We start from the raw sequence: 12,620 nt of genomic DNA on the forward strand, positions 1-12,620 counted from the left end.
GATCAAAGCCAAGCCAGGAGATGTTCCACGCGCCATGCGAGCAATGTGCCGGTTGCCTCGTCGTACCGTCGTAGCAGTCCCGTAACGACGGCATCGTCCGGAGTCCATTTCGTCAGGTCGCAACCGCTTTCGACGAAGCGAGTGTTCCAGACGAGTGACCCGCTGAAACCCGCCGGGTCGTCGTACATGACCTGATTGCGAGCTTCCTCGGAAGTGCCGGCGGTCACGGTAGCGCCGCCCGGCTTCCAGAGCATTTCGAAGATGTTGGAGTCGCCGGATCCCTGTTTCTCTTGCGAGCAGTAACCCGAGAGGATAGCTCTCGCACCGAACGAACCTACGTAGGGGGCGTTCTCGCCTGCGATGCCGCGGAAAAAAAGTAGTTCGCTTGCGACCGGCTCATGGCGTTGCGCAAACCTTGCCATAGACAGCTGCCGGGCGCGCGCGGCGATCTTGTTCCATTCACCATCGGCAATGGGAGCAAATGCTGCATCGACCGTATGGTCCAGCTCCGTACACCAGATGCCGGGATGTATCACCGTGCTGCCAGTGGGATCGACGTAGTGGGCATCTGGATTGAATGCGGCTACGTGCGCGCAAGTCAGAGCTTTTGTTCCGGCACGTTCGATGAACGTGCCGGTTCCGATCTCTGCTCCCGCCATGATTGCCACGAAGGGGCGAGTGTGCAGCTTCATCAAATCCGTGACTCGGTGGATGAATGTGTCGAAGAGCTTCCTCGCCATCGCGTCGTTCAATCGTGCCCTCGTTGCGTGCGCCCCTGCTTGCCGATGCTATCCTGAAGATGTAGTCGGTCAGCCCCGAACCGAAAAGCGGGTGAAAGCCGTCAAGGTCTGAAGTCGGGGCTCGATGTCCCGCAGATAGATTTCAGTTTTGAGAAACGCGATCTCGTCCTCCAGCGCGCTTTCTCCAACATCGACGTACCAGGATCTCGGTCTGCCGTCGCTGCCATCTGACCAACGATAGCCGCGGCGTTTCAAAGCATCCTTCAGATCGAACGGCGATTGCTCCGCCCAGACGCGCATCGTCTTCCTTCGGGCTGTCTCCAACAGGAGAGCAAGCGCCGGCGCGCGCGTCGTCGGCAATTCGAGCGCAAGGATTTCGAGGAGGGCGTGGCAGTCGTCGACTGCCCTGTGGGCCTGATGGAAAAAGCCGGCGCCGTTCAGCAAGTAGCCGAGGCGCGATCCTTCGAAGCCATGCTTGCGCCAATCGACCTCGGTGGCAGAGCAGCCCCATGCCTTTCGTTCGAAGATAGGCCAGTACCGTTCAACGAACTTGCGGTCGAACCCAGAGTTGTGCGCTATGACGATGACAGCGTCATCGACGAAAGCGGAAACGACCGCTTCGTCGATTTTGTGACCGGCCACCATTTCGTCGGCGATGCCTGTGAGCGCGGTCACCTCCGCCGGGATCGGCACGGAGGGCTCGTTGAAAGCAGAGAACGTGTCCCTCACTCCTGCGATGCGGCCGTCCGGCAGGAATTCGAATTTGACCATTCCGAGTTCGATGATCTCGTCCTTCCGTGCGTCAAGACCCGTCGTCTCGGTGTCGAGCAGGACGCCGGTCTTGGTATCCTGACCGATGGCAGGTGCGAACGTAGTCCGGGGGACGAGACGCCTAAGGACCCGGTAGTCCGTGGATCGGCCCAATGCCTCCGCCATCGCTGCCAGGCTGATATCGTCGTGACACATCGTATCCTTGGGGAGCGCGGTCGCAACCGTGCGCCGGCGCGGCAGATTCTGCCTTCGCCCGTTCTCGTTGTCGAGCCCACATTCTGTTGCGGTGCTACGCGCGACACCGACCTACTTACCTCTAAGCTGAGGATTCGCGGTGTTGACCGACGGTATGCGGGACTGTCCCCCGTGTTGCCGCTGAAGGGTAGCTTGGCGCCTCTTTTCGGTTTCGTACCGGTCTATGGCGCCCTTGGCGGGTTCGTAGATGTCGTGGAAGCCACGGTGGAGATTTCGAGCCATGCGCAGCACGATATTCGCGAATTCATGGACGCCGGCTTGCGTTTCCCGGATGCTCTGTTTCAGTCGGACTGACGTGTCGCCGCTGTCGCGCAGATACTTTTCGTCGACCTCGCCGCCGTTGTGTTCGTAGACATGCCGGCGCTGAAACGAACGCGTCGCAGTCGCGATCTCCGCCTCCGTCAGCCCTTCGCAGATGTCGATGTCGAAACCGCCGAGCAGTTCCTTTCTTGTAGCGGCAAGATCGTGGAAGCGCATTTTCCCAATGCGCTCGCGCCGCCCGGAACGCATGGGCCTGTTCCTTATCATCTGCCCCGCATATTGCCCGACGAAAGTGTCGAACGCCGAGCCGATGTCCTTTAGACAGCCGGAAGGAACGGCACCTCGATTTAGATCATCGCGGATCGCCGGGATAATGCTTCCTTCAAGCTCGCTGAGATCGTTTCGCGTGCCGCACACCGAGCAATAGGCGAACCGCCCCAGGATATCGTGGAATTCGCCGCAGGCGCTGCAATCGAACTGCTTCTGTTGGCTCTGCTCGGCGTAATAGAACGGCGGCTTCTCGACGTCTTTTCCGGCGGCGTCCGCCACGGCGTCCATGTCGATCACGTGCGCTCCGTCTTCACCTGCCGACAGCGCCTCGTCGAGTCTTTCGCAATAGAGGCGAACATAGACCCGTTGTGCTGCCGACAGAAACTCATGACGCTCGGCGCGCACGCCGCAATAGGGACATAGCGAGATGCCGCCGCGTGTACGCCAATACTGTTCGCATCTCGGGCATTGGAAGCCGAACTTTCCTTCGCTGTCGGAAGCGATGAACACGGGTACGCAACCCGGTACAGGTGGCTCGGGCCACGGCGAGCCGATCCCTCCCATCGGCAGATCGGCGACGGGGACACCCTCTCTCAGCGCGTAGATGGCGTAGAGCGCTGCCGGGACCGGCCGGCTGCTCTGCCACGTGACCTGGTAACTGCGCCGGCCTTCGTGGTCGCTGCTGACGGTGAAGATCACCTGTCCGCCGCAATGGGCGATCTCCTGAAATTCGCGCGTCTCGTTCATGCCCCGTCGATCCTTTGGGCGCCTATCGTATCCCGCACAGCGCGGTGGCGGCAGGCGAGCTAGATATAACGGTCCTAGTGAGCGCTCCTAACGTAAGTGAACCATCCAGTCGACCGGCGAGAGCTACGCTTCCGGCGCCGGATCCTCCTTCATGCCGCGAGCAACGATCTGCAGCGCGCCGTCCGGAAGCGGCCGCTGCAGCTTCAGCGCCTCGTCGGCCCGTGCGGTCATCCAGGTCTCGACCTCTTCGGGCGTCGTCAGGATCACAGGCATAGCTTTCGGGTGGATGGCGCCGACCTCGGCGTTCGGCTCCGTCGTAAGGAACGCGTAGAGGTCGTTGGTGGTCTCGCCTTCCTTGACCTTCCGAACCGATGTCCACTCGGTCCAGATGCCGGCGAAGCAGGCGAGCGGGCGAGATTCGTCGAGCGCGAACCAGATGTCACCGCCCTCGGCCTTGTTGAACTCGCTGAAGCTGTTGAACGGCACTACGCAACGGTTCTCGGCTCCGAGCCACCGCGTCCAATGTTTGCTCTTCACGTTGCGGATGTTGGTCGTGCCGCCGTCGGGCTCCATCCGGAGTAGTTCCTTGAAGTCGACAGTCTTGCCCTTCGTCTGCATCTTCTCGGCGCGTTTCTTCGTCGCGTCCATCAGTGCCTTCGACGACGACGGCATGCCCCACCGCGCGGTCGCAAGCTCGCGGCCGTCGGCGCCGTTTCGGACGATCGGCGCCCTGTAGTCCGGAAAAACGCCAGGCAACGGCGCTAGGTTGCCGACATACCGATTGACGACGCGGAACAGCGCGCTGATGGCGGCTTGGTTCGTGGTAATCGAGTATAAATTGCACATCTCATCAGGTCTCCGCAGCGGCCTGGCGAGGGCGCTGCGCCAATTGTAGCAGTGTGGCGGCCGGGCGCCGATTCGCCTTGGCGCACTTGCTGCATCGAAGCCGGCTCGCCAAATCGTGGACGAAGGTGGTCGGCGGATGGCGCAGTGCCGCTAGATCGACGTCGCGCCGGGTCTTGCATCGCGCGCACTCGATCTCGAGCCAAGCGTAACCGCCGTTGATGGCTTGGTCGACGGTCGGCGAGGGATCGACAGGTCCGCCGTTTGCCCACATGCGCTCGTTCCAGGATTCGCAGAGCAACTGGTCGGCATGACGGACGAGCGCCTCGCCTTTCGCACGGGCTTCCGCAGCCTGGCCAGCAAGAATCGTCGTCATGGCACGCGCCTTGGCGAGTTCCTTGCTCAGAGCCTTGCGGTCGCCACCGCTCAACGGCGTCGGGTGATGCTTCGGTGTCATTACATGCGTCCAAATCCAGCCGCGCCGGCGACTACTCGAACGTAGGCCAGCAGCCGTCCTCTTCGTAGCGGCCGGTCCTAACTTGGCAAGTGTTGTCCAGCAGGCGCTGGCCGACGGTCCGCCAGATCGCGTCGGGACCGTACAACCTGACGGCATCCACCTTCTGTATTTCCAGGGTCCTGCCGCAGCGCCGGCAGGCCACCCGCAGCAGGTGCCGCGGGATGTCGATCAGCCGCTGCGTCCGGGGCGAGGGTTCCGGCGGCGCGCGGTCGGCAGAAACGTCGTCCAGGATGGCCTGCCAGTATTCCGCCGGCAGGTCGTCATCTGGAGCCAAGGCGCGTGCCGGCGGGCCATTCCCGCCGACGGCGGCGGCCATTCTGTCCATTTGGGTTCGGGTCGGCATGCGCCAGCCGGCTTGGTGATTGCTCATGTCGAATTAGAACATAACAAGAACATTCGAGTCGAGCCCGTCGGGGCTAGAAACGCGAAAATGAATCGCCGATGCCGATCCGGATGTCGGAACCAGGGCTTTCCGTTCGTCTTGAATCCGGACCTTAGTATCCGGAGTTCGACATGGCCCCCCGCGCAAACTGGAAAGGCTTCCTGCGCCTTTCCCTCGTCACTTGTCCCGTCGCGCTCTACCCGGCCACATCCGAATCCGAAAAGATCACTTTCAACCAACTCAATCGGGCGACCGGTCACCGGATCAAGTACGTGAAAGTCGATACCGATACCGGTGACGAGGTGCCGAACGAGGACATCGTGAAGGGCTTCGAGTTCGATAAAGGGCAGTACATCGAGGTTACGAAGGAAGAACTCGAGGAGCTCGCGCTGGAATCGACGCGGACAATCGAGATCGATGAATTCGTCGACAAGTCCGAAATCGACCCGCGCTATCTGATCAGGCCCTACTACCTAACGCCGGATGGAAAGGTGGGGCACGACGCCTACGCGGTGATCCGGGAGACCATCCGCGAGATGGGAAAGGTCGCAATCGGGCGGGTGGTCTTGACCAATCGCGAGCACATCGTCGCGCTCGAAGCGATGGACAAGGGATTGGTGGGCACGCTGCTTCGCTACCCCTACGAAGTGCGCAGCGAGCGAGAGTATTTCGACGAGATCCAGAACGTCAAAATCACCAAGGACATGCTTGACCTCGCGAGGCACATCGTGAGCCAGAAGGCCGGAACGTTCGATCCCACGAAATTCGAGGACCATTATGAGACCGCGCTTGTCGACCTGATCAACCAGAAGCGCGCGGGCAAGACTATCCGCCCGAAGGAGCGGTCGAAGGGCGAGAACGTGGTCGACCTGATGGAAGCGCTGCGGCAGAGTGTCGGTCGAGAGGTCGCGCCGGCGAAGGTGGCCAAGCCCGCCAAGAAGCCGCGCAAGGCTTCAGCCGGGCAGAAAGAGATGCTGATGCCGATCGCCGGCAAAAAGCCGGCGAAAGAGAGCACAGAAAAGAGGGCGCCGGCGAGGTCCCAGCGCAAATCGGCGTAAAATACCCCGTGACTCCGGATGGACGGTACTTCGCCGTCCTTGGTCGTCTTTTGCGGTGGCAAAGCCCGATCTCGATGAGGACGAACGTGGTAAGCTGGTGGCCCGGTCGACGCTGACCCGACGTCAGGCTACAGACCCAGCGTCGCCCTCGTCTTCGCCCAGTCCGCGTCGGTCACGGGCGAACGCCGTAAGAATATCTTCGAAGACAGCACCAGCGCCGCCGTGGCCTTGGAGATTTCGTAGCGGCCGAGCGCTTCGAGAGCCAGCACCTCGGTCAAGCCCTTGCTCTGTATGAGACGGAAGAGCTCGCCATAGATCGTTTCGCACTCCCTCCGGAGCCATTCTATCCGGAACCAACGCGAGACGATCTGCTCGCTGAACAGGATCTGGGCCGCCACGCCGATCGTGGCCAGATTGGTGGTTCGATTGAGCGCGACGACGAACCAGACGGCGAAATAGAGCGCGACCCTGATCCTCTCGGCCGTGCACATCTGCGCCAACGTATCCCCAGTGTAGAACGAGTTCTCGAGCACTTGGGCGGCGATCCGCCGCCATCCGTTCTGCGCGGAATTGTTGTAGTAGCCGGTGGTCTGCTGAAAGCTCAGCGGGCGGTCGAACGCGTGCGATAGGAAGTCCGAATAGCGTCGCTGCTGAGCCCGTGGAGAAAAATAGAGCCGCACCGCGAGAGTGACCGCGAAGAGCGCGACGACCACGACGGCGAAGCCGATCTGGACCAGCGAGTAGAGTTGCGGCCGGGAGTCCTGCTCCACGACCAGCGCGAGCAGGGACAGGACCCCGGCGACGTAGAAGAGGATGTCGGAGACCTTGTCGGCCTTGACGAGTGGTTCGAAGAAGCGGTCCCCTATCGGATCGCTGCGCGGGGATTGTTCAGCCATGGGCGGGATACCTATCTCCAAAAATCTGTCTCCAGAAACCGATCGCGGTCGCGTGGTCCTTGTTTGATCCGTGCGTCGCATACCAGGCGGACAAGCTCTTCGAGTATGCGGTCTCAAGCCGTTTGACTGCCTCGGCGCGTCCCGTCGCCGAGAGATAGTCGTCGACGTAGGAGACCTGGTGCCAAAGACGCTGCCGGACGAGATCGCGCGCCTTGTCGAAGAAAAGGTGCAGATGCCAAGGTAGGTCGTCCAGGTTGGAATCGAACGTCTTCAGCGCCAGAACCTCGATGTGATATCCAGTGAGATAGTCGCTGTGCACGCGATTCCATTCCTTCGCCATCTTGATGATGCGTCGGAAGTTCGCGCCGCATTTGGTCGACGCCGTCTCGATCAGCGCGGCGTGCTCCTTCGGCTTGCTCGGGATCCAGCTTTCCGTCCTGGAATTCGGCACTTCGCAGTGCGTCACCGTGCCGCCGTTGTCGGTGACGCGGCTGACGGGAACGATATCCACGCTCGGCCACGTGTCGTAGTAGAGGGTGACGGCCTGGCCGTTGCTTCTCACGCCCGTCCTATAGGCGCTCAGCGCGTCTCTGACGTTCTGCAGCACGACGCTCGGAAGCTTGTCCTTCACGTGCTTGCCGTAATGCAGCGCGACGATGACGTCGAGGTCCGCGTGGCCGCGCAGGGCCGTGTATTTCGGAATCGATCCCGCGCTGTAGGCCTCCAGGATGGTGAAGTCGTTCTTCAGGAGTTCGACAATCCTGTCGCGCCGCTTGTTCGCGGTGTCGCGATGGTCGCCACCGAGGTTGATTTCGTCGTAGAATGCGTTGAACGATGCGTCGACGGTGTATGCCATGTGTTCGACCGGTGATCTCGATTCTTGCCGTCACTCGATGACGACGTAGAACGGTTTGCTGACGCCGACCAGCACGTCGTCGCTGCGGCGGACGACGAAGGCTTCGGCCAGATGGACCCCGCGGAAGTTCAGCGTCTCCCAGCGCCCGTGCGAGGAGTTCTCGGGGTAGAAGCCGCCGCGGCCTGCGCCCTTGGCCATGGCGACCGCGCCGGTGTTGGTGATCCTCCATTGCACCTCGAACTCCGGCGGCATCGGTCTGCCGTCGGTGTCTGAGGCCTTGAAATGCAGGCCGCCGTGCGGGCGGAGTACATCGCCGGCACGGATCGCGCGTCCCGTGGAAGCCCGCTGCTCCCGCCATTCGGCGGTGACCGGGACCGTCGCAAGGCTCGGCGCCTGCCGCCAAGTCGGCTGCCGTATGTGGGGCGGGCGGGAGAAGTCGAGTGGCAGCACTGAAATTCCGTAGTTCTTCACCACGTCCACCAGTTCGTTGAGATGGGCCGCTGTCGACGACAGCAGCCCGCGGACCTTCGCGAGCCCGTCCGCCGCGGCGTCAGCCGCGACCTTGATGATGCTGGCCTTGCCGAATTCCTCGCCGAACACCTTCTGCCACGCCGCGATGCTCTCCTGCCGGCCTTCCGTCGCGTGGGCCTCGTCGATCCATTTCCGGTAGCGGGCGATCACGGTGCGGAAGTTGGAATACTGATCGTCGCTGCCGAAGAGCGGCGAGAAATCCTCGCTCGACAGCTTCGGATTTTTGACCGAAGGCCTGATCGGGTGCATCCGGAGCCAGTCGTCGAGACGCCCAACCACGGTCTGCAGCGTGGTGGGAACGTCGGCGAACGCGTCCGTGTCCTTGTCGAACCAGTGGATCTGGTTGCCGAGCAGGGTCGTCAGGAGCACGGACGGACAGGTGAAGGTCGTCTTGATGTCGCGCAGATACTTCATCAGGCGCGTGACTTTGCGGAAGGAATTGCCGCCCGAGTACGCGTTCCTCTCCTTCATCCACGCGGTGTAGTCGACCGGAACCGACAGTTCGAAGCTGCCCTTGCTGTTGCACACCTCCATGCTCCCGTCCCAGCGCCGGCCGACGACGCAGGGGGCGAGGTCGATCTTGCGATCGCCGGCGTAGGTGATCGTGACGCAATAGTCCCAGGTCTTCGTCTTGTCTTCGTAGGTCTTGCTGCCGGAGAAGACGCGGCCGAGGCTCTCGACGTACTCGGCGGCGGTCCAGCCTTCGACCGGGTCCGCCATCACCAGAAGATCTGCGTCGAATTCTCCTCCATCGACCGGCCGGATGATCGTCTCATGGGCCCACGACCCCTGTTCCGCGAATGAGCGGACCCTCGGAGTCCAATCGGAATCGCGGACGAAGGACTCGAGCGCCGGAATGCTGGCTTCGAGGAGATCGATCCTCGTCTTGTTGAGGTTGACCGTCTCCTTCAGGAAGTCATCGAAGAGCGCGACCAGTTTCATGACCCGTCAGCCTTGCTCGCGTAGTACCGCTTGAAATCGTTGTGGCCAGCGAGTGCGTCGGGACGATAGGGCGCTGCTCCGGTCGCACAATGCACAACGGTAGGCAGTTCGAAGCGCTGCGCGACCGTGGGATGAACCTTGGCTGCGGCATCGATGTCGCGGAGCTTGATCTCCCAGTTCCGATCAGCGATTCGGTTACGGAGCCAACGCCACTTCGGCAGCCTGTCGGCGAAGGCATCCAGGGTGTCCCGCATGCCGGCGACCTCGCAGTGCTGCGTGCCGCCGGCGTCCGGATAGACGCAGAGCGCCTGGCCGACGTCGCCGCTGCCCTGCAGCTTCTCGCCGCTGACGAAGATCGGGCCCGTGAGCAGGCCGTCCGGGACGGAAAGGGCTTCGCGGCACATCCAGTCGAGCGCGATGTCCGACAACCGCGATTCCGGCTCGGGATATGAGCCTCCGACGTCGGAGTGATTGCCGGCGAACCACCACTGGCGCAGGCGTTCGTGGCCGGCGAAGTGGGGCGCGCCGGAGTCGCTTCCGCCCCAGCCTACCCGGTCAAAGTCCTTCCGCGTCTCGTCGATCGCGTTGGCCGAGCGCGCGAAGGCGACGTGGCGGCTCAGCAGCCGGTCGAAGTTGGCGCCCTTCCACACGGCCTTGTGCGACCGCGACTCTCCCGGCTTTGGGTAGTCGACGATCGTCTTGGTCGTCGACTTGTTCTGCCAGTACCAGAATGCGCAGAGCGCGACGGCGATGATGGCGACCTGGGCGATGAAGCCGGTCAACATGAAGCCCGCGCCGAGCCACCAGGACCACAGCAGCGCGATCAGTATGGACGGAAGAAACCCGGCCGCGAAGGCGGCGGCAGCAACGCCGGCGGCAAGGCCGGCCTGGATGACGAGGTAGCGCAGTCCGCTGGCGCCCAGGGCGGCGACGGTATCGAACACGCCGATGAAATATGGGGCCACGTTCGAATCGGAGCCGTCGCCGGAGCCGTATTTGAGCTGGAAGCGCTTGGCCAGTTCGAGACGCTCGTCCTCGAAATCGGCCCTCGGGTGACCGGCGCCGTGCTCGAGCACGGTGTCGACGGCTTCCCAGGCGATGTCCTTCGCGGCCTTGCGATAGCGCATCAGCGGGCCGTCGGGGGCCTTCGTGGGCACGCCGCAGAGCATCAGCAGGTTGGCCACGCTGCGGACGGTATAGGCGCCGCGGCTGAAGCCGAAGAGGAAGATCCTGTCGCCCTCTTCGTAGTGGTTGACGATGAATTCGTAGCAGTCGGCGATGTTGCGCTTGATGCCGGCGCCGGTCACGGATCCCAGCAGCTTCTGGACAAAGCGGACGGGAGCCGTCAGGGCCGTGGCGCCGATGTCGGTGCCGAGACCGGCATCGTAGAACACCACTTGGCGGGACGGATCGATGCCGGTGTCCGCATGATCGCGCGAGATCCGGTACATCTTGTAGATGTTGCTGATCCGCTGCTCGGGGCGGGCGCCGCCGTCCTGACCGGTGCCGTCCGAAAAGACGACGATATTCTTGGGCATAAGCGTTCGCCTCCTGCTCGGGCGACCGCTCAAGGTTGCACCGCCGGCATTCAGGTTGTATCAGGCCGAAGCTGGTCTATTTCATTCGATTTCGGCTTCTCCCCGGGTATGCCGGCTAGAGGCGCGGATTCGGACAGCATTTATTTTTCGTCAGAGACGGATTTTTTTGTCCGAATCCTTCGCTGAGCGCGGCATAGGGTCTTCGAGACCATGGACGACGAGAGCGAATCCCCGAAAGGCGGCGTGACCGCCGCCCCGGAGACAAAGCACCTTGCTCCCGAGGAGGTGCTGGAGAAGCTCGATTCCATGTCCGCCGACGACAAGCGGAAGCTCCGGCTCATCGAGCGGCGACGGCGGGGCGGCACCAATTTCCAGGAGAACGAGCTCTATTCCGAGGCCGTCACGCAGGCGATCGTCGGCCAACGCCGTTGCCCGAGAGACCAATCCTTCGTCGCGTTCCTAGCGCAGTCTATGCGGAGCATCGCATCGCACCGCAGGAAGGCGCTCGGCCGCACGGAGTCTTTGACCTCGGACGGCCGCGGGCATGACGGCGGCGAGAAGCAGGTCGCCTCGGATCAGCTCGACCCGGAGGCGCTGCTGATCGAGAAACAGGCCGAAGACGTCATCAAGGTCATCTACGAAACCCTCGAAGGCGATGAGGAGGCGCAATTGGCCGTCATCGCCATTTCGGGTCAGAATCGAGGAAAGGCATTGCGCGATGAGATCGGAGTCGATCAAGCTGGCTACGACTACATCATGAAGCGGATCAGGCGGACCTTGGCCAAGAAGCTCCCGGATGGATTTCGGTCATGACCGGTAAGCGCACCTCGCAGGACGAGCTTCGAAAGCTGGACGACGCGATCGACGAGAGCATTCTGGCGGCTACTTCGGAGGAGCTGCGCGAGGATCTCGCGGCGATGGGCATGGACCCCGACGCCGTAGTGTCGGAAATGGACGCCGTCACAGCGCACGCCAAACTCGTGGCCGCCAAGAAGAGCTTCGAGCAGGCCAAGCAAGCGGTGATCGCCTTCAAAGCCCGTCCGACCAAGTCCTCACCGGAAGATAGGGATGCTTCCCGGAGAAGGTTGGAGGCGATGCGCGCCGGCGAAGCGACCGGTGCATTGGACATGATAGCGGCGCGGAAAGGCAAAGGCCTGTCGGATACCGATGAACAGGGCATGTTGGACGACCTTGCCCAGCTCGCTGCGCTTGAGGCAGAGGATCCGCAGGAGGAAGGATGATCGCGCTCAGTCCCGCCGAGCGCATACTCCTAAGCCTGGGGATCGATTCTCCCGGCGAGATCGACTTGGATGCCATCGCATGGACGCGGGGCGCGGTCGTGAACTACCGGCCATTAGATCGCTGCGAGGCGACTATCGTCGGGTCGAAGAAAAGGGCGGTGATCACCGTCAACGGTCGAAGCCCTCCTGAGCGCCGCCGGTTCTCGCTCGCTCATGAACTCGGACACTGGCACCATCATAAGGGTAGAATGCTCTTCTGCGGCGGGCGAGACGTCTGCAACTTCGCCAACGGCCCGCTCGACCCCGAGCGTCAAGCGGATGCGTTCGCGTCGGACCTCATTCTGCCGAACTACCTGTTGGGCCCTAGGCTGCGCCGCGTGAAGCGGCCGACGCTCGCGGCAGCCAGAGACATTGCCGAAGAATATTCGGCGAGCCTGACCGCGACGCTCTTCAAAATGACCGTGCTGAACCGCTTTCCCATGATCATCGCCTGCTACAACAAGAAGAAGCGGCGCTGGTTCGAGCGATCTCCGATGGTTCAACCGTGGTGGTTTCCCTTGGACTCGCTCGATCGCACCACATTCGCCGCGGACATGCTATTCAACGAGGCAGCCGAAGAAAACTTTCCAAGGAAGATGCCGGCGGATGCGTGGTTCGGATTCAAGGGATGTGATCGCTTCGAAGTCGAGGAGCAGTCATTTCGGTTACCGGACGATGAAATTCTTGCTGTCTTGAAGCTTCCGGATGAGGCCGTGGCGTGAGCGCCGCGCGG

Annotated in this window: 14 protein-coding genes; 4 read left to right on the forward strand and 10 right to left on the reverse strand. The window is 62.2% G+C overall.

Translation table 11 applies throughout. The annotated features are described in order from the left end of the window. Positions 1-2: 2 nt before the first annotated feature. From ACE103_RS01280 to ACE103_RS01305, 6 genes are all read right to left on the reverse strand, one after another. Positions 3-752: a hypothetical protein gene (locus tag ACE103_RS01280; RefSeq protein WP_375778021.1), complete on the reverse strand. Its 750-nt coding sequence runs from the start codon at positions 750-752 to the stop codon at positions 3-5. 57 nt (positions 753-809) lie between these two features. Further along, positions 810-1,706: a 3'-5' exonuclease gene (locus ACE103_RS01285; protein WP_375778022.1), complete on the reverse strand. Its 897-nt coding sequence runs from the start codon at positions 1,704-1,706 to the stop codon at positions 810-812. A gap of 111 nt (positions 1,707-1,817) precedes the next feature. Further along, entirely contained in the window at positions 1,818-3,044 is a 1,227-nt protein-coding gene (locus tag ACE103_RS01290; RefSeq protein WP_375778023.1) for a hypothetical protein, read from the reverse strand. A 123-nt stretch (positions 3,045-3,167) separates the two neighbouring features. Continuing rightward, positions 3,168-3,890 carry an SOS response-associated peptidase gene (locus ACE103_RS01295; RefSeq protein ID WP_375778024.1) on the reverse strand — a complete coding sequence of 241 codons (723 nt, stop codon included), beginning with the start codon at positions 3,888-3,890 and terminating at the stop codon, positions 3,168-3,170. 4 nt (positions 3,891-3,894) lie between these two features. Beyond that, entirely contained in the window at positions 3,895-4,344 is a 450-nt protein-coding gene (locus ACE103_RS01300) for a hypothetical protein (protein WP_375778025.1), read from the reverse strand. A 31-nt stretch (positions 4,345-4,375) separates the two neighbouring features. After that, positions 4,376-4,729, reverse strand: a complete 354-nt coding sequence (locus ACE103_RS01305; RefSeq protein ID WP_375781302.1) for a hypothetical protein — start codon at positions 4,727-4,729, stop codon at positions 4,376-4,378. Positions 4,730-4,917: 188 nt separating this feature from the next. On the opposite strand from ACE103_RS01305, the gene ACE103_RS01310 reads away from it, so the two are divergent. Continuing rightward, complete coding sequence (locus ACE103_RS01310; RefSeq protein ID WP_375778026.1) at positions 4,918-5,844, forward strand: Ku protein; 927 nt, start codon at positions 4,918-4,920, stop codon at positions 5,842-5,844. A gap of 128 nt (positions 5,845-5,972) precedes the next feature. Here the strand turns inward: ACE103_RS01310 and ACE103_RS01315 are convergent, their stop codons facing one another. From ACE103_RS01315 to ACE103_RS01330, 4 genes are read right to left on the reverse strand one after another with little or no spacing between them, the layout of a single operon-like run. Then, positions 5,973-6,761: a hypothetical protein gene (locus ACE103_RS01315; protein ID WP_375778027.1), complete on the reverse strand. Its 789-nt coding sequence runs from the start codon at positions 6,759-6,761 to the stop codon at positions 5,973-5,975. After that, complete coding sequence (locus ACE103_RS01320) at positions 6,733-7,596, reverse strand: hypothetical protein (RefSeq protein WP_375778028.1); 864 nt, start codon at positions 7,594-7,596, stop codon at positions 6,733-6,735. The genes ACE103_RS01315 and ACE103_RS01320 overlap by 29 nt, the downstream gene beginning before the upstream one ends. A 30-nt stretch (positions 7,597-7,626) precedes the next feature. Next, positions 7,627-9,069 (reverse strand): cyclic GMP-AMP synthase DncV-like nucleotidyltransferase, encoded by a 1,443-nt coding sequence (locus ACE103_RS01325; protein WP_375778029.1) that lies wholly within the window; start codon positions 9,067-9,069, stop codon positions 7,627-7,629. Beyond that, positions 9,066-10,607, reverse strand: a complete 1,542-nt coding sequence (locus ACE103_RS01330) for a DUF2235 domain-containing protein (protein WP_375778030.1) — start codon at positions 10,605-10,607, stop codon at positions 9,066-9,068. Before ACE103_RS01330 ends, ACE103_RS01325 begins: the two co-directional genes overlap by 4 nt. A gap of 210 nt (positions 10,608-10,817) precedes the next feature. On the opposite strand from ACE103_RS01330, the gene ACE103_RS01335 reads away from it, so the two are divergent. The 3 genes from ACE103_RS01335 to ACE103_RS01345 are packed head-to-tail and all read left to right on the forward strand — an operon-like array spanning position 10,818 to position 12,609. Further along, positions 10,818-11,420 (forward strand): sigma-70 family RNA polymerase sigma factor, encoded by a 603-nt coding sequence (locus tag ACE103_RS01335; protein WP_375778031.1) that lies wholly within the window; start codon positions 10,818-10,820, stop codon positions 11,418-11,420. Then, positions 11,417-11,848, forward strand: a complete 432-nt coding sequence (locus ACE103_RS01340) for a hypothetical protein (protein WP_375778032.1) — start codon at positions 11,417-11,419, stop codon at positions 11,846-11,848. Before ACE103_RS01335 ends, ACE103_RS01340 begins: the two co-directional genes overlap by 4 nt. Beyond that, a complete protein-coding gene (locus ACE103_RS01345; protein WP_375778033.1) occupies positions 11,845-12,609 on the forward strand; it encodes an ImmA/IrrE family metallo-endopeptidase in 765 nt (254 codons plus the stop codon). Before ACE103_RS01340 ends, ACE103_RS01345 begins: the two co-directional genes overlap by 4 nt. Positions 12,610-12,620 lie beyond the last annotated feature (11 nt).

It is taken from the genome of Bradyrhizobium sp. ma5 (genome assembly GCF_042258955.1).
Taxonomy (GTDB): Bacteria; Pseudomonadota; Alphaproteobacteria; order Rhizobiales; family Xanthobacteraceae; genus Bradyrhizobium.